The sequence below is a fragment of the Streptomyces buecherae genome (assembly GCF_014295035.1).
Classification (GTDB): domain Bacteria; phylum Actinomycetota; class Actinomycetes; order Streptomycetales; family Streptomycetaceae; genus Streptomyces; species Streptomyces youssoufiensis.
The window spans coordinates 4,842,094-4,863,550 of sequence record NZ_CP060404.1; the positions used below are offsets into that span (position 1 = coordinate 4,842,094).

The following is a 21,457-nucleotide window of genomic DNA, read 5'->3' on the forward strand; positions in this document are numbered from 1 at the left end:
TCGCCGTACCGTGACCAACCGAGCCGTATCGTGACCGACCCCCCGGCACCTCGTCGGCAGCGCACAGTAGCGTTCTGGCCATGAGACTCGGTGTCCTGGATGTGGGTTCGAACACGGTGCATCTCCTGGTGGTGGACGCGCACCCCGGTGCCCGGCCGCTGCCCGCGCACTCCCACAAGGCGGAATTGCGCCTGGCCGAGCTGCTGGACGCGGACGGCGCGATCGGCAGCGACGGCATCGACCGGCTGATCGGGGTGGTCGCCGACGCGCTCCAGGCGGCCGAGGACAAGGGCTGCGAGAACGTGCTCCCGTTCGCGACCTCCGCGGTGCGCGAGGCCACCAACGCCGACGAGGTGCTGGCCCGCGTCGCGGCCGAGACCGGCGTGCGGCTCGCGGTGCTCACCGGCGACGAGGAGGCGCGGCTGACCTTCCTCGCGGTGCGCCGCTGGTTCGGCTGGTCGGCCGGGCGGCTGCTGGTGCTCGACATCGGCGGCGGCTCGCTGGAGATCGCGTACGGCATGGACGAGGAGCCCGACGCGGCGGCCTCGTTGCCGCTCGGCGCGGGCCGGCTCACCGCCGGCTGGCTGCCCGGCGACCCGCCGGACACGAACGACGTGCGGGCCCTGCGGCGGCACGTGCGGGCCCAGATAGCGCACGTCGTCGGCGACTTCAGCCGGCTGGGGCGGCCCGACCACGTGGTGGCCACCTCCAAGACGTTCAAGCAGTTGGCGCGCCTCGCGGGCGCCGCGCGCTCGGCCGAGGGGCTGTACGTCCAGCGCGCGCTGAGCCGCGCGGCCCTCGCCGACTGGGTCTCCCGGCTGGCCGGCATGCCGACGGCCGAGCGCGCCGAACTGCCCGGGGTCTCGGCCGGTCGGGCGGGGCAGCTCGTGGCCGGGGCGCTGGTCGCCGAGGCCGCGATGGACCTCTTCGACGTCGACGAGCTGGAGATCTGTCCCTGGGCGCTGCGCGAGGGCGTGATCCTGCGCCGCCTCGACCACCTCCCCGCGGAACGCCCGGCCCTCGGCCAGCTCCCGCCCGCCTGAGCGCGCGCCCGACCCCGCCCGCCTGAGCGCGCCGGGCCGGTACGAGCCGTACGGGCCGTAGGAGCCGTACGACCGGGTGCGACCCCGTTCGACCGAGTGCGACCGGGTACGGCCGGGTACGGCCAGGGCCCCGCGCCCCTGCCAGTGCGGTCATTTCCGGGGCCCGGTCCGTACCGCCTCGGCCAGGCAGCCTGCTGCCGGGGCGGCGACACGCCGTACGCTGTCCCTCGTGACAGAGCCAGAGCCAGTGGTGCGCATCCCGGATGCGAAGGTCGCCCTGTCCACGGCCTCCGTCTACCCGGAGTCCACGGCGGCGGCCTTCGAGATCGCGGCGCGTTTGGGATACGACGGCGTCGAAGTGATGGTCTGGACGGACCCGGTCAGCCAGGACATCGAGGCGCTGCGCAGACTGTCCGACTACCACCAGGTGCCGATCCTGGCCGTGCACGCGCCCTGCCTGCTGATCACCCAGCGCGTGTGGTCCACCGACCCGTGGGTCAAGCTCAAGCGGGCCCGCGCCGCGGCCGAGCGGCTCGGCGCCTCCACCGTGGTGGTGCACCCGCCCTTCCGCTGGCAGCGCTCGTACGCCCGGGACTTCGTCAGCGGCATCTGGCGGATGGCCGACGAGACCGACGTCCAGTTCGCCGTCGAGAACATGTACCCCTGGCGCTACCGCGACCGCGAGATGCTCGCCTACGCGCCCGGCTGGGACGTCACCAAGGACGACTACCGGCACTTCACGGTCGACCTCTCGCACACCGCCACCGCCCGCACCGAGGCGCTGGAGATGGTGGACCGGATGGGCGACCGGCTGGCCCACGTCCACCTCGCCGACGGGACGGGCTCCGGCAAGGACGAGCACCTGGTGCCGGGCCGCGGCAGTCAGCCGTGCGCCGCGCTGCTGGAGCGGCTGGCCGCCAACGGCTTCACCGGCCACGTCGTCGTCGAGGTCAACACGCGGCGCGCGATGTCCTCCGCCGAGCGCGAGGCCGACCTCGCCGAGGCGCTGGCCTTCACCCGGCTGCACCTGGCATCGCCGTCCCGGCCGCACCGGGTGCCGGGGGACCGCGACGACTGGATGACCGGATCATGAGCGAGGGCCTGGCCGCGCCCCGCCGACGGGGCCGCCCGGCCCGGGCGGCGGCCGGCGGCGAACCGGCGGCGCGGGACCGCATCCTGTCGGCGGCGCGCAGCGAGTTCGCCGAGCGCGGCTACGACAAGGCGTCCATCCGCGGCATCGCCAAGGGCGCCGGCGTCGATCCGGCCCTGGTCCACCACTACTTCGGCACCAAGGACCAGGTCTTCGCCGCCGCCATCGAGCGGGCCTTCGAGCCCGCGCTGCGCGCCCCCGACATGCTGCTCGCCGGCTCGCACGAGGAGCAGGGGGAGCGGCTGGCCCGGTTCTTCCTCGGCATCTGGGAGAACCCGACGCACCGCGAGCCGCTGCTGGCGATCGTGCGCTCGGCCGTGGGCAACGAGGCGGCGGCGGCCGTCTTCCGCGACCTGGTCTCCAGCCGGCTCGTCGCGCGGGTCGCGGCCCAGTTGGGTGTCCCGGACCCGCGACTGCGCGCCGAACTCGCCGCGGCCCAGTTGGTGGGCATCGCGCTGCTGCGGTACGTGATCAAGATGAGGCCGCTGGCGGACGCCGACCCGGAGCACGTGATCGCCCTGGTCGCGCCGGGCGTGCAGCGCCTGCTCACCGGCCCCGACCCGCTCGACGCCCCCGCCGCCTGACGGCCCACCCCCGCGCGGCGCCGGCCCCGCCGGTCGCACCCGCCGCGACCACGGCCCGAGCGCCGCCCGACCGCCGCCCGGCACCGCCCGACCACCGCCCGGCCCGTCTCACATCGCGGGAAAGGCGTCCGGATCTTGGAGCCGGGGCGTAGGCTCGTACGACACCGTACGCAGGCCCCGACGTACGCAGCGGCGTACGCGCCAAGGCATCACCAGGGAGTGAGCACCGTGCCCGAGCTGAGGTCCCGCACCGTCACCCACGGCCGCAACATGGCGGGCGCCCGCGCCCTGATGCGGGCCTCGGGGGTAGCGAGCGAGGACATCGGCAAGCCGATCGTCGCGGTCGCCAACTCCTTCACCGAGTTCGTGCCGGGCCACACCCACCTCCAGCCCGTGGGCCGGATCGTGAGCGCCGCGATCCAGGCGGCGGGGGCCGTGCCGCGCGAGTTCAACACGATCGCCGTGGACGACGGCATCGCCATGGGCCACGGCGGCATGCTCTACAGCCTGCCCTCGCGGGACCTGATCGCCGACTCGGTGGAGTACATGGTCGAGGCGCACTGCGCCGACGCCCTGATCTGCATCTCCAACTGCGACAAGATCACTCCGGGCATGCTGATGGCGGCGCTGCGCCTGAACATCCCCACCATCTTCGTCTCCGGCGGCCCGATGGAGGCCGGCCAGGCCACCCTGGTCGACGGCACCGTCCGCAAGCTCGACCTGGTCAACGCGATCAGCGACGCGGTCAACGAGAGCGTCTCGGACGAGGACATCCTCCGCATCGAGGAGAACGCCTGCCCCACCTGCGGCTCGTGTTCCGGCATGTTCACCGCCAACTCGATGAACTGCCTCGCCGAGGCCATCGGCCTGGCCCTGCCCGGCAACGGCTCGGTGCTCGCCACGCACACCGCCCGCAAGGAGCTGTACGAGCGGGCCGGCGCCACCGTCGTGGAGCTGACCCGGCGCTACTACGGCGAGGGCGACGAGCGGGTGCTGCCGCGCAACATCGCCACCCACGCCGCGTTCGAGAACGCCATGGCCCTGGACATCGCCATGGGCGGCTCCACCAACACGATCCTGCACCTGCTGGCCGCGGCCCTCGAAGCCGGCGCCGACTACGACCTGAGCGACATCGACGCCGTCTCGCGCCGCGTCCCCTGCCTGGCCAAGGTCGCCCCGAACGTCGCGCCCGGCGGCACGTACTACATGGAGGACGTGCACCGCGCCGGCGGCATCCCCGCCATCCTCGGCGAGCTGTACCGCGCCGGGCTGCTCAACGAGGACGTGCACACCGTCCACTCCGCGAGCATCAAGGAGTGGCTGGACGCGTGGGACGTGCGCGGCGGCTCGGCCAGCGCGGAGGCGATCGAGCTGTGGCACGCGGCGCCCGGCTGCAAGCGCTCCGCCGAGGCGTTCTCGCAGTCCGAGCGCTGGGACACGCTCGACACCGACGCCGCGAACGGCTGCATCCGCGACGCCGAGCACGCCTACTCGGCCGACGGCGGCCTCGCCGTGCTGCGCGGCAACCTCGCCCCGGACGGCTGCGTCGTGAAGACCGCCGGCGTCGACGAGTCGATCTGGACCTTCGAGGGCCCGGCCGTCGTCTGCGAGTCGCAGGAGGAGGCCGTCGACAAGATCCTGAACAAGGCGATCAAGCCGGGCGACGTCGTCGTCATCCGCTACGAGGGCCCCAAGGGCGGCCCCGGCATGCAGGAGATGCTCTACCCGACCTCGTTCCTCAAGGGCCGCGGCCTCGGCAAGACCTGCGCCCTGGTCACCGACGGCCGCTTCTCCGGCGGCACCTCGGGCCTGTCGATCGGCCACGCGTCCCCCGAGGCGGCCTCCGGCGGTGCCATCGCGCTGGTCGAGGACGGCGACCTGATCCGCATCGACATCCCCGGCCGCACCATCCAACTCCAGGTCTCCGACGAGGAGTTGGCCACCCGCCGCACGGCCCTCCTGGAACGCCTGGGCGGCTACCGACCGGTCGCCCGCGAACGCAAGGTCTCCCAGGCGCTGCGCGCGTACGCGGCGATGGCCACCAGCGCGGACAAGGGCGCGGTGCGGGACGTCGGCCTGCTGGGCGGCTGACGCGGCGGCGCGGCGGCGCGCTGACGCGCTGACCACGGAGGAGGCGGCGGCCCGACGGGCCGCCGCCTCTTTCGTGCGTACGGACCCCTCCGGCTACAGCGCGTCAGCGTCCCGCTACGCTCGCGCCCCTAAGGAGGTCCACCATGACGACACCACCCGGCCCGAACCCGTACCAGAGCGGCCCCAGCCCGTACCAGGGCGACCCGAACCCGTACCAGACCACTCCGCCGACCACCCCGACGTCACCGCAGCAGCCGCACCAGCAACCGCCCCCGGGCTGGCCCGGCTACCCCCCGTACTACGTGGCGGCCCAACGGACCAACGGCTTAGCCGTCGCGTCCATGGTGCTGGGCATCCTGTGGCTCTACTGGGTCGGCAGCATCCTCGCGCTGATCTTCGGCTACGTGGCCCGCAACCAGATCCGCGAGCGGGGCGAGGGCGGCGGGGGCATGGCCACCGCCGGCATCGTGCTCGGCTGGGTCGGCGCCGGGACGCTCGCGGCCGTGATGTTCTTCGCCTTCTTCCTCAACATGAGGTACTGAGCCGCTCGCGCTCGGCGGCTGTCGGAGAGCGGGTAGGTGCGGCTGTCGATGGGCAGCCGCACCGATTCCGGCAGGTACGGCGCTGGCGCGGCGGGTGCGGCGCCACGCGGCGCGGCGGGTGCTTCGGTGCGACGGGGACCCCTCCCATGGGTGGCGTGGCAACCTGCCGCCACGCTCGCGTCGCTAGGAGGGCCGCCGTGGCCACGCCGCCCGACCGGGGCCCGACTCCGGGCGTCCCGGAGCCGCCCCCGCGCCACCCCCCCCGACCACCCCGCCCCACCAGCAGTCGGGGCCCACTCGAACTGGCCCGGCTACCCGCCGTATCGCGCACGGCCCGCGCGGATCAACGGGATGACCGTCGCCGCCTTGGTGCTGGGCGTCGCTTGGCTCTTCTGGATCGGCAGTGCCTTCGCGCTGGGCTTCGGATACGTGGCCCGCCAACAGATCAGGGAGCGGGGTGAGGGCGGCTGGGGCATGGCCACCGCCGGCGTCGTGCTCGGCTGGGTGGCCTTCGGCCTGCTGGGGCTGTCGATAGCCGTCGCCATCGCCGAACCCGCCCCGTACTGACCCGCTCGCGCTCGGCGGCCGGCCGGCCGAGGGACGTCCGGAGAGGTCAACGGCCAGCCCGAGTCGGGAAGTTGGGCCGTACGGTCAGGCGCCGGCGCTCCGCCGCCGGACCGTGCGCTCCAGGACGCCGAGGGTGGCCCGCAGGGCCGACTCCGGAACCACCGGGAAGACGAGTCGCCGCCGCCACTCCTCGGCGACCTCGGACCAGTCGTGGTACGAGGTGACGAGGGTGCCGCCGTCGGTCGGGGCCAACCGGTAGCCGTAGACGTGCCCCACGTGCGGCCGGACGCGCCGGCCCTCGACGGTCCAGGCGATCTCCACATCCGGCGTGAACCGGGTGATCACCACCTCGACGTCGTACCTGCCCAGCGGCCGGTCCCCGAGCGCCTCCCGGTCCATGTGCACCGTGAACCGGTCGCCGGCCGCCGCGACCGGCCCGCCCTCGGCGCCGAGCAGCATGCCCGAGGCGTCGATCTCCACGTGGCCCGCCGGGTCGGCCAGCACCGCGAAGACGGCGGAGGCGGGGGCCGGGACCAGCCGGGAGACCTCGACCCGTTCCGGGCCGCTGGGCTCGCCCGGCGTGTAGCCGGTGACGGTCAGGGTCGCGCGGCCGAGGGTGTGGCCGGCCATGGCGAAGCCGAGCGCGGCCGGGGTGGCGTCGGCCGGGACGCCGATCGTGGCGACATCGAGGGCGTGCACGGCGATGACGTACCGGTGCGCGCCGTGCCCGGCCGGCGGGGCGGCACCGACGAAGCGGGCCGCGCGGGCGTCGTTGGGGAGTTGGAAGGCGCCGCCCGGAAGACCCGAGCCCGCCTCGTCGCCGGCGCCCTCGGGCAACTCGGTGATATCGGCGGGAATGTCGGCGACCGCCCAGTGCCAGAACCCGGACCCGGTGGGGGCGTCGGGGTCGTACACGGTGACGGCGAAGCTCCTGGTCCCCTCCGGCGCCCCGCGCCAGGACAACTGCGGGGAGGCGTCCCTGCCGCCGGGCACGCCGAAGATCCCGGAGTACTGCTCGGGCGGCCAGGGGGCGCCGTCGCTGACGGTGGTGCTGGTGACGGTGAAGTCGGCGGCGGACGCCGCTTCGGCGAGGCGGCTGGGGGAGGTGTGGGCGCGCATCGAGTGGTTCCTTTCGGGCCGTGCGGTGGGCCGGCGGCGGCTTGGCCGGTACGACGGGCGCGCGGCGTTCGCGCCAGTGCGCCGGGGGCTCGACGACCGAGTGTCGCCGCCCGCCGCAGATAGATCGACCATAGCAGCGATAATCGATTATCGAGAGAATCGTCTAAACTGCCCACCATGACGCAGCCGGCCCGAACCCCCACCCCACCGGGGAAGCAGATGCTCTCCGAGCAGGTCTACGCCCACCTGCGGGACGCGATCATGCGCGGGCGGTACGCTCCCGGCGACGCCCTCAAACCGCAGGACCTGGCCAGGGAGCAGGGCGTGAGCCTGGCCGTCGTGCGCGAGGCGCTCGTCCGGGTGGTGGGCGAGGGGCTGGCCGACCGGTTGCCCAACCGAGGCTTCGCCGTCCCCGCCTTCTCGGACCGCCGCTGGCAGCAACTCGCGGAGGCTCGCCGGACCATCGAACCGGTCGTGCTGCGCATGTCCGTCGAGCGCGGCGACGTCGACTGGGAGGCCCGCGTACGCGCCGCCCACCACCGCCTGGCCCGCACCCCCGTGTACGCGCCGGGGGAGGGCGAGTTCTACAGCGCGGCCTGGGCCGAGGCCCACCGCCTCTTCCACCGCACCCTCCTGGAAGGCTGCGACAACCCCGTCCTCCTGGAGACCTTCGACCGCATGTGGACCGCGAGCGAACTGGCCCGCCGCTGGTCGGCCCACCGCGACCCGACCCGCGACGGCATCGGCGAACACCGCCAACTGGAGGAAGCGGCCCTGGCCCGCGACGCGGACACGGCTGCCGCCGTACTGGCCCGCCATCTGACGTTGACGGCGGCGGCGTTGACGCGGGATGTGCGGGACGGCGCGGAGGACGAGGGCGAGGGCGCGGGAGCCGCGCGTAGCTGAGCCTTCGCCTGGGGCGCGTGGAAGGGGCCGGGCGGCGGGCGTGGGGTACGCCCGGGGCGGGGGCCCTGAGGACAGGAGGCTCGGGGGCAGGAGCCTCTGAGCGGCAGCCGGAACGGCCCCATTGTCAGTGCCGTCTGAGACGGTGCGGCCTGTGACCTCTCTCCCCAGTAGGACGAAGCCGGGGGTGCTCGGTGCCAGCACCTGACGAGAAGTTGCCGCGCCCCGCCGCCGCGCCTCCCGCCGCCGCCGTGGACCAACTCGCCGACGCGGCACGCGAGACGGGCCGGCTGCCTCGCTCCTACCTGCTGTGGCTGACCGGGATCCTGGTGTCCCTGGCGGGCAACTCGGTCTTCTACTTCGCCCTCGGCTGGGCCGCCAGCGAACACGGCGGCACCGTCGCCGGGTTGACCCTGAGCGCCATCACGCTGCCCCGCGTCCTTCTCCTGCTCATCGGGGGCGCGGTCAGCGACCGGTTCAGCGCGCGCCGCGTACTGCTCACGGGCGACGCGGCCATGCTGGTCTTCTCCCTCGTTCTGGCAGCGGTCGCCTACCACCTGGGCGCCCCGCCCGCCCTGCTCATCACGGCGGGTATAGCCGTCGGCGTCGTCGACGCCTTCTACCTACCGGCCTCCGGCTCCATGCCACGGCGCCTGGTGGAGAAGGAACAGCTCCCTCGGGCCCTGTCCCTCCGGCAGATCGGCGGCCAGGTCGTCAACATGGGCGGCGGTCCACTCGGCGGCGTACTCGTCGGCCTCGCCGGACTGGCCGGCGCGGCCCTGGTCAACGGCGTGACCTTCGCCCTCACCCTGATCGTTCTCGTCGCCGTACGACCCCGTCACCGCGTGCCGCCCACGGTCTCGCCCAGCCTCCTCAAGGACGCCGTGGACGGCGTGCGGGTGTCCTTCTCCCACCCCGTACTCCGTCCCGGCCTGTGCCTCACCGGTGCAGCGGCCGGCCTCCTGCTGCCCGTCATCCCCCTCCTCCTGCCCCTGCTCGCCCGCCAGGAACAGTGGGGCGCGGGCGCGGCAGGGCTGGTCATCGGAGCGCAGGGGGTCGGCATGGTGGCCGTCACCGCTGTGGTCGTGCGGCGCGGACCGCTGGGCCGGCCGGGCCTCCTGTCGGCGAGCGGGCTGATGGTCGCCGGCCTGGGCGTACTCGCCCTCACCCTCGCGCCCAACGTGGCGACAGCGACGGCCGCCGCCGTGGTCATAGGCGTCGGCAACGGGGTGTTCTCGTCGCACATCGCGCCGCTGATCCTCACCGCGACGCCGGGCAGCCACCTGTCCCGGGTACAGGCCGTGCTCGTACTCGTCCAGAGCCTCGCCCTCCTCCTCATGAACAACCTGCTCGGCACCCTCGCCGACCTCGAAGGCCCGGCCGTCGTCACGGCCGTGTGCGCGACCCTGCTTCTCGGGACCGGCCTCCTGGGCCTGACCTCCCGCCCCCTCCGCACGGACCGGACCGGCCTCGCTGCCCGCTCGGAGGCGGGGGGAGCGGCGGAGGCGTGAGGTGGGGCGGGTGGGTGCCTCCGGGGGTGGACCACCCTCGGTGTGCGCGCCGGCCCGGCTGGCTGAGGAGGGGGCGGCGAGGTGGCGTCGGCCTACGCTCGCCGCATGACGACCAACGTTCTCCAGGTGTCCACGGTAACCCCCACCCGCGAACAGGCCCTCGCGCTGGCCCGGTCGACGGTCCGGGCGCGCCTGGCGGCCGGTGCACAGATCCTGCCCGCCACGTCCGTGTTCTGGCATGACGGCGAGTTCGGCGAGGGGGAGGAGTGGCAGTTGCTGCTGAAGACCACCGACGCGCGCTATCCCGAGTTGGAGCGCCACCTTCTTGCCGCCCACCCGTGGCAGAGCCCGGAGCTGGTGGCCGTCCGCGTGGAGGAGGGGGCGGCGGGGTGTTTGCGGTGGGTTGAGGTGATGACGGCACCGGAGGGCTGAGCGTCAAGGGTCGCGCCGCAGGGAGGTGCCCTCGCCGATCCCGCTCGCGGGCTGACGAGGGCTGGTGGGCGCGGCTAGGCGTTGACGTCGCCCGCGCTTGGGGGCCTGTGTACGTGGCCGAGAAACGAACGGAAGTCCACTGACCCCTGCAGGCGTAGCAAGAATGCTTTCCGCCCGGAAGGGCGTCCGGGCGTCTACGCTCGGCCGTATGACGACGAGTGTCCTCCAGGTGTCTACCGCGACGCCCACCCGTGAGCAGGCCCTAGCGTTGGCTCGGTCGGTGGTCCAAGCACGGTTGGCGGCCGGTGCGCAGATCCTCCCTGCCACGTCCGTGTTTTGGCATGACGGTGAGTTTGGCGAAGGCGAGGAGTGGCAGTTGCTGCTGAAGACGACTGACGCGCGCTATCCCGAGTTGGAGCGTCATCTGCTCGCCGCCCACCCGTGGCAGAGCCCGGAGCTGGTGGCCGTCCGCGTGGAGGAGGGGGCAGCGGGGTGTCTGCGCTGGGTCGAGGAGATGACAGCGTTGGAACGCTAAGCCGCACGGGCCAATTCCAGTACCTCTGCCACCGCAGGGAGACCTGCGTGCTGGGTGAGGCAACGAAGGGTGGGCGTAATACGTTGCCGTGGTCGTACAGAAGCGACGCCCATCGATAATTCGAGGACGCTCTTGGCTACCCTTGCCGCTTGTTCCACCTCACCAGCCTTGAGGTAAGACTCGGCTAGCCACGATGAGTACAACGCCTTGTCCCGCGTGTGTCGATCGTCGTACCGGCTGAGTGCCTCTTCGAGTAGCGGGACAGACCGCAGCGGACGGCCTAGGACCGTCCAGCAGCGGCCTGTCATGATGTCGAGTTCATCGTCGTCTACCCAAGCCGCCCAGTCTGGAGCGGCGGTATCGGACTTGTCCATTAGTGCTGTGCGGGCAGCTTCCAGGGCGCGTTCCGTCTCCACTGTTTGATCGGCAACAGCACAAGCCCATGCGTGTCGCTCGTACAACAATGCGCGAACGGCTCCCGGGGCGTGCTGCGGTACGAGCGTGCTCGCTTGTGTGGTCGCTGCAAGGCCGGCGTCGATATTGTCAACGCTCAGTTCCTGATACCCAAGGAAAGCCAGTGCGTTGGCCGCTAGCGCCGCGTCTCCGGCGTCTACTGCAGCGCGCCTGCTTTCCTCGTACAAGCTGCGGGCATCCTCGTGCATGCCTGCGTCGAATCCGGCCCAGCCTGCCTGTTGGGCCTGCTCAGCCAATACAGAGAGCAGTTCGCAACCAGTGCTCTCAGCGTAGCTTGTCTCACGTAACAGCCGCTTCGTTGCCTGGACTTCTCCTGAGTAGAGCCGGAAGGTGTCCCCGCCGCCGAGTACTTCATCGAGCCGCCGGAGGCGGGCGGTGCGGTACCGGAGGTGTTCGGGGATGTCTCGCCCGAGATAGCTGCCTACATTGAGTGGTTGCTGCTCTGGTAGATGTACGGCCACGCCGGTCGTGGCCCGAATAAACTCCCTGCGGCGCATGTCTCCACCTGCCTCCCACTCGCGCGGTGCGAGACCGACTAGGTGCCCCGGGATGCGTAGCGCGTCGGCGATCCGTGCAATCTTCTCGAATGATGTGACAGCGCCTTGGCCGCGAGCCAGGGTGCCGACGCGTTCCGGTTTGATCTCGCACTCAGCCGCGATCTTCGAATAGCTGATCCCCACTGTACGTGCGATTCGAAAAAGTGCGCCGAAGTCGTGTGCTGCGCAGGCTGCTTTCAGGTCTTCCCGGTCAAGTAATTTTCGGGGTAGGGCAGTCGTTGGTTCAGAGGCCATCGGCGGTCCCAGGATGCGTGAGTGCAGAGAGTGATCGGCTGAATCGTTAGCGTACCCGCGATGGGTATCCCCGAGGAGGGGAAGCGCGGCGGGGTGGAATGGCCAAAGGTGGTCGCGTCGATCTGTCGAAGGACGTTGATCATGGCCTCCACGATGACTCTGCGCATCTACCGCAAGCGCCCCGGCGAAGAGCCAGCCCCCGTTACTCGCAAGACCATCCACATCGACCCTGGGGACGTGACCCGGGGCGAGTTGGAAGCGCAGCACCTTCCGACCGCGTGGGGGCCATGCCGGTGCCCGCGCCACCGCGCGGCGGTGGCGCGATGACCCACCCCCACCACCGGCCCCCCGCCGACGCCCAACTCGCCGCCCCGCTGGCGCGACAGCCGCGACGACAGGCCCAGCGCCCACGCGACGTACCGCTGGTGGACGTCAGTCAGCCACCCCGCCGCGAGCGGCCCGCCGCCCGCGCACGCGTGCTGACCGGCCAGCACACCGTACGGACCGTCGCCGGGGTCGTACTCCGCTTCTTCCTCGCCGACGCTCGCCTGTCCGACCCTGCCTGTGGGTGGGAGGCCGTCACGGACGCGGAGTTCCGGTACGCCTACGAGGCCAGCCTGTTCGACCGGAAGTCGCCGGATCAGGGGGAGCCAGGGCCCCACCCCAAACCCGATCGCGTACAGGTCACCCTCGACGGCATCGCCGGGCCCGGCAGCTTCTGTTGGGTGGACGGCCTCGCGGACGCCGGGATCATGACGACCAACGGCAAGGCGCCCGCGGACTGCGGGCTCGGCCTGACCGACGTGTGCGCGCTCGCCACGGAGGACCGGGCGTGACGCCCGCGCTGGCCCGCGTGGAGTTGCTGGTCTGGCGGCCGGCCAACCCGGGGGACCCCGGTGACCTGGCGGCGGGTTGGCCCGAGGTGCTGCAGGTGCGCGCGGGTGCCTCGCCCTGGCGGATGCCGGGCGTCGCCCTGCGGGCCGGCGAGCCGGTACGGGCCGCCGCCGCGCGGATCGCGTACGCCATCGGGCTCACGCTGCCCGCCCGGGCCCGCGTGCTGAGCGCCCACCGGCAGCGCGCCACCCCCGGGATCCCTGTGCGGCTCACCCTCGTGGTGGATGGGGGGTGGGTGGCGCCCCCCGAAGTGCCCTCACCGGCCGGCATGTTGGCGTCCTGCCGTTGCCACCCCGCCACCCACCACCGGCGCTGGGCCCATGCCGCGACCACGAACCCCGCCACCCTCGACGCGCTCCGCGCCGCCCTCTCCCACCCCGTACGCGAGAACTCCCAGCCCTGATGAACGAGATGAAGGAGATGAACGAGATGAAGGAGATGAGCAAGGTGAACGAGGCGAACGAGATGAATGAGTTGCACGAGGTGAACGAGGCGAGCGGGACCCTCGTACCGGCGGCGCACTGGACAGCGTACGGCGCGAGTACCCGTTACGCCGCACACTGCCTCGGCGACGGGCAGGGCCCGTGCCTGGCCGCCGCGCGCTCGGCGCGTACGCCGTACGCCCGTGGACGTCTGGATGGCGGAGCACCGGAACGAAACCGGGCACGCCCGGTTCACGTTGGCCACCTCCGCCACGGTCGACCTCACCGACCTCACCGACCCCGCCGACCGCACCCACTCCGCCACGAGCGCCGCCGACACGCGCCCGCGCGCGGGGTACGGCCCGGGCGCCGGCTGGGCGCCCACCCTGCGGGCCGTCGCCCCCGCGCTGCGGCTGCTTGCCGTCGTCGTGCTGGCCCGCGCGGACCAGGGCTGGTCGCGGGTCTTCGACCGCGCGCTGACCCGGCTCAACCGGTAACCAGTAACCGGTGGCCGCGCTGACCCGGCTCAACCGGTGACCGGTCACCGCGCGCTGACCCGGCGGAACCGGTAGCCGGGCGCTGGGCCGCACGGCCCCCGCGCCCTCACCACCGGGACGGAACCCGGTCGTCCACCGCGAAGACCGAGCCGTCCGGGGCCGCCGCGAAGACCTTGCCCTCGGCGGCGACCGGCGTGGGCATGCGGTCCAGGTAGCCGCTCTTGGCGGGGCCGGGGCGGGGTGGGGTCTGGCCGAGGAGTTCGCCGCGTACGCCGTCCACCGCGAACAGGCGGCCGTCGGCCGCCGAGAAGTAGAGCCGGTCGCCGGCGGCGATCAGCGGAGACGCGTTGCTCACGGAGGTCTCAAGCCGCCACGGCTGCGCCTTCGGCGCGCCCGGGCGGGTGTCGACGGCGACCAACCCGCCGTCGTAACCGAGCAGGTAGACCACCTCGTCGCTGGCGACGACGCTCGCCGCGTGCAGCGGGGCCGTCAGCGGCACCCGTCGCTCGTCGCGGCGCGCCGGGTCGTAGCGTACGACCGCCGTGGTGCGCGACTCGATGTCGCTGGCCGCGAACCGTACGACGCCGTTCGCGCCCTCGCCGACCGGCGTGAGGTTGCCGGTCAGGGTGCGGGTCCAGCGCACGTCCCCGGTGACCGGATCGACCGCGCTGACCCGCGTGCGCGCGCCGTCCGGGGCGGTGCTGACCGCGTACGCCAACCCGCGTCCGCCGGCGCCGAACGCGGTGAAGACCGGCAGTTCATGGCCGGTCACGCGGTGGCTCCAGCGCTGGCGGTTGGTGGCCGCGTCGATGGAGGTGACCATGCCGTCGCCGGCGACCAGGAGCACCGAGTCGCCCGCGCGGTAGACCCGGCCGCCGTACCCGGAGACCTCGCGCGTCCACCGCTGCCGCTTGCTCGCCGGGTCGCGGGCCGTCAGCCGGGTGCCGTCCGGGGAGAGCGTCTGCACCAGGCCCGCCGCGAACACCGGCGCCGACGGCACGCCCTCCTGGGACCCGTCAGAGCCCGGCCCTGGAGTGTCGGTGTCGGGGGTGTCGGAGGTATCGGAGTCGGGGTCGGCGTCCCTGAGGGTGGCGTCGTCCGTACGGCTCGGCTCGCCCGACGCGTCGGCGGGGGTGCCGTCCGTGGTCCAGGTGACCCGGCCGCGGCCGAGTTCGACCCGGGCCGCGGCGATGCCCTGCTGCGCGCAGTACAGCGCGCCCTTGCCGTAGGCGCAGTACGACATCCGCGCGCCGCCGCCCCGTGGCGCCGGCAGCCCCGCCGCGTCGCGCAGCGCGATCCGCCACGGCCGCCAGGTGGTGCCCGCGGCGGCCCGCCGGTCGGGGTCGGAGGTCGAGCCGAAGTCGTCGACCTGGCGCAGCGTCCACACCGTGCCTGCGCCGAGCACCACGAGCAGCGCCACCGCCGCGGCCACCCACCGCGTCGGGCGGCCGGTACGAGCGAGCCTGCCGAGGACGCCGGGCCGGCGCGCCGCGTGGGCGCCGCCCGGGGGCGGGAGCGGGGCGCCCCGCGCCGCGCCCGCCCCCGCGCGCTCGCCTTCCCGCACGCCGGCCCCGGAGCCGACGGCCTCCGATCCCCCGTTTCCCGATCCCACGGCCTCCGACCCGCCGGCCACCGGCCACGCGTCGATGAACAGGGGGCCTGCGGCGTGCTCGCCCTCATCGGTGTCCTCGGGGCCACCGGCCTCGGCAGGGTGGGCGCGTCCGCCCGTGCCGGGCGAGACGGCCCTGAGGTGCGTGTCCGGCTCCGCGCCGCCCCCGCTCGCGTCCGGGGCCGACCCCGGGCCGGCGGCGCCGGCCTCGACGCCCCCGCCCCCGCCCTCGGCCCCGGCGGCGAGCCGCAACGCGTCCGCGCCCGCCGCCGCGATGTCGCGCTCCAGCGAACTGGGTGCCCGCTGGAAGGGCACCCGCGCCGCGCCCGGTGGCTGCGCCCTGGGCGTGGACAGCGGGACGAACGGGCCGTGCCCGCCCGCGCGCAGCGCCGACATCAGCCCGTCGGGCGTCGGCCGGTCCGCCGGGTTCTTGGCCAGGCAACCGCGGATCAGCGGCAGCAGGTCGGCGGAGACCCCGTCCAGATCGGCCTCGTCGTGCACGACCTGGTAGGCCACGATGTACGGGCTCTCCGAGCTGAACGGGCCGCGCCCGGTCGCCGCGTGCACCAGCACCGAGCCGAGGGTGAACACGTCGGCCGCCGGCCCGACTTCGCGCGGGCGCTGGAACTGCTCCGGCGCCATGAACGGCGGCGTCCCGATCAACTTGCCCGTCTCGGTGCGCAGATCGCTGTCGGACGGCCGCGAGATGCCGAAGTCGATCACCCGGGGCCCGTCGGCGGCCAACAACACGTTGCTGGGCTTGAGATCGCGGTGGACCACGCCGGCCCGGTGGATGTCGCGCAGCGCCTCCGCGAGCCCGGCCGCGAGGCGGCGCACCTCGCCCGGGGCCAGCGGCCCATTCCGCTTCACGTGCTCGGCGAGGGTGGGCCCGGGAATGTACAGCGTGGCCATCCACGGCCGTTCGGCACAAGGGTCGGCGTCCACCACGGGAGCCGTAAAAGCGCCGCTCACAAGGCGTGCCGCCATGACCTCCTGACGAAAGCGCGCCCGAAACTCCGGATCGGCGGCGAATTCTGCGTGTACGACCTTTACGGCAAGCCGCATTCCCGACGGTGACCTGGCCAGATGGACCACGCCCATGCCGCCGGAGCCCAGTCGTGCCTCCAGCCGGTACTGCCCCGCATATTGCGGACCTTCCGCTTCCGGGCCTGTCCCCGCGCTACGCAGCGGCGGCATTCCCCCACCCCCGTGAATTCGTCCGCACATGCGGCTCACGGAGCTTAGTCGATAGCGCGTACGAGACAGTTGAGGCAAGCTAACCTGCGCATGTCTCAGCGTGTCTCAGTACAAATCGCTCAACGGGGGAGGGGCCATATGGCCACGGAGGAGAACAACGCGTTGCCGCGCGAGGTCGCGGGGGTGGCGACGGCCGCCGCGGGGGCGGCCGTCGGCAGCGGTGGCGCGGCCGGCGGGGTCGTCGCGGCCGGCGAGGCCACGTACCCGGTCGCGCCCGGCTATCGGGTCAACGTCCGCAGCGGCCCGACCACGACCAGCCCGGTGGTGCGGGTGCTGGCCTACAACGCGCGGGTCCGCATCCGCTGCCAGCGCCGAGGCCAGTCCGTCAAGGGCCCGTACGGCATATCGAGCATCTGGGACAGCATCGCGCCGGGCGAGTACATCTCGGACGCGTACGTGCGCACCGGCAGCGACGGGTACGTCGCACCATCCTGCGGCTGACCCAGGGACCAGACGGACGGGCCAGGCAGCCGGGCCAGACGGGCGGGCCAGACCGACGGGCCAGGCAGACGGTCCGGGCGCGGGTGGGCCGGCCGTACCGGGAACACCGGCCAGGCGCCCGTCACCGCTCGCACGCGGTGGCGGGCGCCTCGACGTCGCCCGGCGCGGGTGCCTGGTCGTTCGCGGCACAGGCCGAACCCGGGGCACGCGCCCGCGTCACGAGGGCGCGCTACCGGCCCGGGTCCGGGGAGTTCGGGTCGACCGAGAACAGCGTGCCGTCCGACGCCGAGGCCACCAGCGCCCCGTCGACCCGCAACACCGCGCTGGTCTCCAACGACATGCCGAAGCCGCTGTCGGCGCTGCGCGGCCCGGTCTGCCAGCGCTCGCCGCCGTCGCGCAGGTCGAGCGCGAGGACGCGACCGCTTCCGTTGCACAGGTAGACCGTGTGCTCGCGGGTCGACACCGACGGGAGGCCCAGCCGCTCCACGTCGGACAGGCTGCTCCACAGCGTCCGGCCGCTGCGCGGGTCGACCGCCGTGACCCGGCCGCTGCTCTGCACGAAGAACAGCCGCCCGCCGGCGAGCGAGCCGTGTCCGAGCGCCAGCCGCGGCATCCGCACCTCGCGCCGCTCCCCGGTGACCGCGTCGAGGCGGACCAGGCTCTGGTACGGGGCGCCGTCGCGGTCCTGGTAGCGCAGGAACAGCAGGTCGCCGCCGTCGGTGCCGAGCGGTTCGTCCACGTTGCGCAGGTGGGCGAGTTCGGTGGCCGCCCCGCTCGCCCGGTCGAGCCGGCGCACCAACGTCGTCTCGCTCTCCCCGTCGTCCGCCCAGCACAGCGCGTACGGCAGGCCCGCGTGCCCGGCCGGCGAGCACTCCTGCCCGGGCGGTACGGGGTAGGACCACCGCACCTCGCCGGTGGCCGTGTGGCGGGCGGTGATGGCGCCGTCCCCCGGGGCGCTGCTGAGCACCAGATCGCCGGCGATCGCCGCCTCGGCCGAGTCGCTCACCTGCCGCGACCACACCTCCTCGCCGCTCTCCGCGTCGAGCGCGACCAGTCGCGTCCGCCCCTCGCTGGGCGCGTCGTGGACGAAGACCAGCCCGCCGCGCACGCCGATCGGCTGGCTGCCGCTCGCCATCTCCTCCGGGTCGCTCAGCGCGTCGGTGCGCCAGTCGAGCCGCCCCGAGCGGGCGTCGAGCCGGACCGTGGGGAAGCCCATGCCGCCGCAGAACAGCCGGGTCTCGCGCGCGACGCACTGCGGGTCGAAGACCTCGCCGAGCCCGGCGGTGCCGGCCGGGCCGGCCTTCGGCGTGACGCCGCTCGGGTGCAGCGCCACCTCCCACGGCCGCCAGCCGTCCGGCAGCGCCGCCGCCCGCACCCCGCGGCCCACCGGTCCGCTGGTGCGCACGCCGTCGTCGGGCCCGAACAGCAGGAACGCCCCGCAGCCGAGGCCGAGCGCCGTCAGCGACGCGAGCGACCCGAGGACCCGGCGCGGCCAGCGCCCCCGAGGCCAACGCAACAGCGCGCCGGCGCGCCCGCCGGCGCCACCCGCCGCCGCACCACTCGCCAAGCCACCCCTCGAGCTACCCGCCGGGTCAGCCGCCGCCGCGTCGCCCGCCGCCCCGTCACGCCGGGCCCGGCCCGCGCCGACCGCCGCCCCGACCGCCCCACCGGCGCGGGCCGCCGCGCTGCCCGCCGCCACAGCGCTCACCGCGCCCCCCGCCGCCCGACCCGGCGCACCGCCCGCCGCCGCACTGCCCATCACCGCACCGCCCGCCTTCGCGCCGCGCGCGGCGACGCGCACCGGGCCCCGGGTGGGCAGCCCCGTGAACGCCTCCACCAACTCCGGGAGTTCGGGCCGCCGCGCCGGGTCCTTGGCCAGGCAGCGCGCCACCACGTCGCGCAGCGGCTGAGCCAGTTCGGCCAGCGCGGGCGGCTCGTGCACCACGCGGTACGCCGTCAGGTACGGGCTGTCCGCGTCGAACGGCCCGTACCCCGTCGCCGCGAACGCCAGCAGCGTGCCGAGCGAGAACACGTCGGAGGCCGCCGTCACCTCGCGCGGCCGGTTCAACTGCTCGGGCGACATGAACGGCGGCGTGCCGAGCACCCGCCCGGTCACCGTCAGCGCCTGGCCGTCGGCCGCGCGCGAGACGCCGAAGTCGATGACGCGCGGCCCGTCCTTGGCCATCAGCACGTTGGCCGGCTTGAGGTCGCGGTGCACCACGCCCACCCGGTGGATGTCGCCCAGCGCGCCCGCGAGGCCGAGCGCGAGCCGCCGCAGCCTCGCCGCGCTCAGCGGCCCGCGCTCGGCCAGCTCCTCGGCGAGGGTGCGGCCCGGCACGTACAGCGTCGCCATCCAGGGCCGCTCGGCGTCCGGGTCGGCGTCCACCACCGGCACGGTGTACGCGCCGCTCACCCGCCGCGCCGCCGCGACCTCCTGCCGGAACCGGTCGCGGAACTCCTCGTCCTCGGCGAACTGGGAGTGCACCACCTTGACGGCGACCTGGCGCCCGGAAGCGGCGCGGGCCAGGTAGACGACGCCCATGCCGCCGGAGCCGAGGCGGTCGAGGAGCCGGTACTCCCCGACCACCTCCGGATCACCGACGCCCAGCGACACCGCCCCACCTCCTCGCACGCGCGTTTGAGCAAAAAGCCTAAACGTCGCGCGAGGCCACTGAGTGACCGAACCCGCCAACCGGCGATAATCGACGGTATGAGCGATGAGCAGCAGCCCGGCACGGGCGCCGAAGCCCCCGACGCGAACGCCGCGGCGGGCGCCGACGCGGGGCCCGAGCCGGACTCGATCTGGTTCTTCGGCACCACCTGGGTGCACCACGACGGCGGGTACGCGCTGCGCCGCGTCGGCTTCTCGCTCGGCACCCTGCTGGCCGCCGCCGTGGGCACGTTCCTGCTGGTCTTCGCGTACCAGGGGGTGGCCATCTCGGACGCCGGCGGCCTGGTCAACCTCATGGTCATCGTGGCCCTCGCGATCTGTAGCGCGCTCGCCTTCGGCCGCACGATGGAGGAGTTGGGCTCGGGCGAGGGCCGGCGCGGCGGCCGGGACGCCCGGGGCGAGGGGGCGGGCGACGCGGCCAGCGAGAAGTCGATGCGCAGCATCAAGCTCATCGGCTTCGTCGGCGTCCTGCTCGCCTACTTCTGCCGCAGCCTGGTCGAGGCGCCGCGCGAGAAGCGGTACCGGGCCGAGTACGAGGCGGCCAGGACCCGGCACGAGCGGCTGCGCGCCACCCGTACGGGAAACCCCGCGGCGCGCGCCAGGAAGCGCAAGCGCCGCTGAGCGCCCCGGCGCCGCCCGGACCGGCTCGCGGTGGCCGTGCCGGTGCCGTGCGGGCGGGCCGTGGCGGTGGTGTCGTTACGCGGCGGGCTCGGCCCCGGGCGCGTCCGGGGTGCACGCGGCGGCGATGCCCAGGCTGTCCTCGTAGATGTGGTGCCGGACGATCTCCCCGTTCGCGACGGTCAGCCGCAGCGCGAACGGCGAGTGGAACGACTTCCCGGTGGCCCGCAGCGTGCCGTGCAGGTGCCCGGTGAGGACCGCGTCCGCGCCGTCGACCAGGAACGCGTCGATCGACGCGCCGCCCGCCTCCGGCACCGTGTGCTCCGCCAACTCCACCCAGTGCCCGACGACGTCGGCGCGCGTGGAGCGCGGCCGAATCCACGGCACGGCCGGGTTCGGGGCGATCTGCCACTCCACCTCCTCCGCGTACATGGCGGCGATCTCCTCCGGCCCCTGCTCGGGGTCGGCCACCCGGCGCAGGTACTCCGCCACGACGGCCCGCGTCCGCTCCGTCTCCGCTGCCATCGCGACGGCCGAGGCGGGGTCGACGGCCGGGGCGGGGGCGGTCGCGGTGGTCGTGGCGGCGGTGGGAGCGGTGTCGGTGTTCCCGGCGCGGTTCGCGGTGTTCGTCTTCGTCGTCATACGGCAGAGCCTGCCGGCCGGCCGCCGCCCCGTCGATTACCTGTCAGGTCATGGCGGCGGGCGCGCGGACGGGTGGCGCGGGCGGCGGCGGGTGACGGACGGCGGGCGTGGACGCGGGCGCGGGCCGTCGCGCGCGGGTCCGGGCGGGCGGCGAGTGGGGCGCGGCGCGGGCGCGGGAGGCTGGACCATCGGGGGAAACCCTGAGACGACCCCCAGATGTCCCTAGGTCACCCCGACATGTGTCAGTTTTCTTTGACAGGTGTCTGGCCGGGGTGTCAGTGTAAGAACACAACACAGCAAGAGAGGTTCGAGATGGGCTCGGCCCCAGTCCCGACCGGAGACGAACTGCTGAGGATCCTCGGCGCGCTCGGCAATCCGCACCGCATGCGGATCATCCAGGCGCTCACCGGCGGCCGTAACTACGTCAGCCGGCTGGCCCGGGACCTCGGCATCAGCCGCCCGCTGCTGCACATGCACCTTCAGCGGCTGGAGGCCGCGGGACTGGTGGTCGGCTCGCTGGAGCTGTCGGAGGACGGCAAGGCGATGAAGTTCTTCGAGGTCGCGCCGTTCGTCTACCGCCTGACCCCCGAGGCCATCGCGGCAGCGGCGGCCTCGCTCACCGAGGCGGGCGCGGCGGGCGCGGCGGCGGAGCCGGCACCGGAGG

At 73.9% G+C, this 21,457-nt stretch carries 20 protein-coding genes and 2 pseudogenes; 16 read left to right on the plus strand and 6 right to left on the minus strand.

The window, feature by feature from the left end; genetic code table 11:
• The first annotated feature begins 80 nt into the window (after positions 1-80).
• The 6 genes from H7H31_RS18855 (at position 81) to H7H31_RS18880 (ending at position 5,977) form a co-directional block, all read left to right on the plus strand.
• Positions 81-1,043 (plus strand): Ppx/GppA phosphatase family protein, encoded by a 963-nt coding sequence (locus H7H31_RS18855; RefSeq protein WP_187060984.1) that lies wholly within the window; start codon positions 81-83, stop codon positions 1,041-1,043.
• Between the two features lie 247 nt (positions 1,044-1,290).
• Complete coding sequence (locus H7H31_RS18860; protein ID WP_187060986.1) at positions 1,291-2,136, plus strand: sugar phosphate isomerase/epimerase family protein; 846 nt, start codon at positions 1,291-1,293, stop codon at positions 2,134-2,136.
• A complete protein-coding gene (locus H7H31_RS18865) occupies positions 2,133-2,777 on the plus strand; it encodes a TetR/AcrR family transcriptional regulator (protein WP_187117976.1) in 645 nt (214 codons plus the stop codon). The genes H7H31_RS18860 and H7H31_RS18865 overlap by 4 nt, the downstream gene beginning before the upstream one ends.
• 228 nt (positions 2,778-3,005) lie before the next feature.
• Positions 3,006-4,868 carry a dihydroxy-acid dehydratase gene (gene ilvD, locus H7H31_RS18870; protein WP_187059837.1) on the plus strand — a complete coding sequence of 621 codons (1,863 nt, stop codon included), beginning with the start codon at positions 3,006-3,008 and terminating at the stop codon, positions 4,866-4,868.
• Positions 4,869-5,011: 143 nt separating this feature from the next.
• Positions 5,012-5,410: a DUF4190 domain-containing protein gene (locus H7H31_RS18875; protein ID WP_187059838.1), complete on the plus strand. Its 399-nt coding sequence runs from the start codon at positions 5,012-5,014 to the stop codon at positions 5,408-5,410.
• Positions 5,411-5,761: 351 nt separating this feature from the next.
• A complete protein-coding gene (locus tag H7H31_RS18880) occupies positions 5,762-5,977 on the plus strand; it encodes a DUF4190 domain-containing protein (protein ID WP_187060034.1) in 216 nt (71 codons plus the stop codon).
• Between the two features lie 84 nt (positions 5,978-6,061).
• Here H7H31_RS18880 and H7H31_RS34825 read toward each other — a convergent pair whose 3' ends face one another.
• On the minus strand, positions 6,062-6,577 hold the full coding sequence (locus H7H31_RS34825; RefSeq protein WP_332112656.1) for an SRPBCC family protein: 516 nt from the start codon (positions 6,575-6,577) through the stop codon (positions 6,062-6,064).
• Positions 6,554-7,096 (minus strand): annotated as a pseudogene (locus H7H31_RS34075) (YbhB/YbcL family Raf kinase inhibitor-like protein); the annotation flags it as partial. The gene H7H31_RS34825 and the pseudogene H7H31_RS34075, both read right to left, overlap by 24 nt.
• 177 nt (positions 7,097-7,273) lie before the next feature.
• Between H7H31_RS34075 and H7H31_RS18890 the strand changes: the two are divergent.
• The 4 genes from H7H31_RS18890 (at position 7,274) to cutA (H7H31_RS18905) (ending at position 10,477) form a co-directional block, all read left to right on the plus strand.
• Positions 7,274-8,002, plus strand: coding sequence for a GntR family transcriptional regulator (locus H7H31_RS18890; protein ID WP_187060036.1), 729 nt, complete (start codon positions 7,274-7,276; stop codon positions 8,000-8,002).
• 191 nt (positions 8,003-8,193) lie between these two features.
• On the plus strand, positions 8,194-9,510 hold the full coding sequence (locus H7H31_RS18895; RefSeq protein ID WP_232109948.1) for an MFS transporter: 1,317 nt from the start codon (positions 8,194-8,196) through the stop codon (positions 9,508-9,510).
• Positions 9,511-9,615: 105 nt separating this feature from the next.
• Entirely contained in the window at positions 9,616-9,942 is a 327-nt protein-coding gene (gene cutA, locus H7H31_RS18900) for a divalent-cation tolerance protein CutA (RefSeq protein WP_187059776.1), read from the plus strand.
• A gap of 208 nt (positions 9,943-10,150) precedes the next feature.
• On the plus strand, positions 10,151-10,477 hold the full coding sequence (gene cutA / locus H7H31_RS18905; RefSeq protein ID WP_187059777.1) for a divalent-cation tolerance protein CutA: 327 nt from the start codon (positions 10,151-10,153) through the stop codon (positions 10,475-10,477).
• Here cutA (H7H31_RS18905) and H7H31_RS18910 read toward each other — a convergent pair.
• On the minus strand, positions 10,474-11,742 hold the full coding sequence (locus H7H31_RS18910; RefSeq protein WP_187059778.1) for an XRE family transcriptional regulator: 1,269 nt from the start codon (positions 11,740-11,742) through the stop codon (positions 10,474-10,476). The genes cutA (H7H31_RS18905) and H7H31_RS18910 overlap by 4 nt on opposite strands.
• Positions 11,743-12,065: 323 nt before the next feature.
• Between H7H31_RS18910 and H7H31_RS18915 the strand changes: the two genes are divergently transcribed.
• The 3 genes from H7H31_RS18915 to H7H31_RS18925 all read left to right on the plus strand — a co-directional run bounded on the left by H7H31_RS18915 (position 12,066) and on the right by H7H31_RS18925 (position 13,555).
• Positions 12,066-12,578: a hypothetical protein gene (locus H7H31_RS18915; RefSeq protein WP_187117977.1), complete on the plus strand. Its 513-nt coding sequence runs from the start codon at positions 12,066-12,068 to the stop codon at positions 12,576-12,578.
• Positions 12,575-13,039 (plus strand): hypothetical protein, encoded by a 465-nt coding sequence (locus tag H7H31_RS18920; protein ID WP_187060628.1) that lies wholly within the window; start codon positions 12,575-12,577, stop codon positions 13,037-13,039. The genes H7H31_RS18915 and H7H31_RS18920 overlap by 4 nt, the downstream gene beginning before the upstream one ends.
• A 234-nt stretch (positions 13,040-13,273) precedes the next feature.
• On the plus strand, positions 13,274-13,555 hold the full coding sequence (locus tag H7H31_RS18925) for a hypothetical protein (RefSeq protein ID WP_187060629.1): 282 nt from the start codon (positions 13,274-13,276) through the stop codon (positions 13,553-13,555).
• Positions 13,556-13,661: 106 nt separating this feature from the next.
• On the opposite strand, the gene H7H31_RS18930 is transcribed toward H7H31_RS18925, so the two are convergent.
• A complete protein-coding gene (locus H7H31_RS18930) occupies positions 13,662-16,391 on the minus strand; it encodes a protein kinase domain-containing protein (protein WP_232110324.1) in 2,730 nt (909 codons plus the stop codon).
• A gap of 108 nt (positions 16,392-16,499) precedes the next feature.
• Between H7H31_RS18930 and H7H31_RS18935 the strand changes: the two genes are divergently transcribed.
• Positions 16,500-16,862: an SH3 domain-containing protein gene (locus H7H31_RS18935; protein WP_232109950.1), complete on the plus strand. Its 363-nt coding sequence runs from the start codon at positions 16,500-16,502 to the stop codon at positions 16,860-16,862.
• A 229-nt stretch (positions 16,863-17,091) separates the two neighbouring features.
• Here H7H31_RS18935 and H7H31_RS18940 read toward each other — a convergent pair whose 3' ends face one another.
• Positions 17,092-19,476, minus strand: coding sequence for a protein kinase domain-containing protein (locus H7H31_RS18940; protein ID WP_187117978.1), 2,385 nt, complete (start codon positions 19,474-19,476; stop codon positions 17,092-17,094).
• A gap of 96 nt (positions 19,477-19,572) precedes the next feature.
• Between H7H31_RS18940 and H7H31_RS18945 the strand changes: the two genes are divergently transcribed.
• A complete protein-coding gene (locus H7H31_RS18945; protein WP_222624746.1) occupies positions 19,573-20,154 on the plus strand; it encodes a hypothetical protein in 582 nt (193 codons plus the stop codon).
• A gap of 75 nt (positions 20,155-20,229) precedes the next feature.
• Here the strand turns inward: H7H31_RS18945 and H7H31_RS18950 are convergent, their stop codons facing one another.
• Positions 20,230-20,676, minus strand: a complete 447-nt coding sequence (locus tag H7H31_RS18950; protein ID WP_187059719.1) for a nuclear transport factor 2 family protein — start codon at positions 20,674-20,676, stop codon at positions 20,230-20,232.
• Positions 20,677-21,105: 429 nt separating this feature from the next.
• Here H7H31_RS18950 and H7H31_RS33480 point away from each other — a divergent pair.
• Positions 21,106-21,417 (plus strand): annotated as a pseudogene (locus H7H31_RS33480) (ArsR/SmtB family transcription factor); the annotation flags it as partial.
• Positions 21,418-21,457 lie beyond the last annotated feature (40 nt).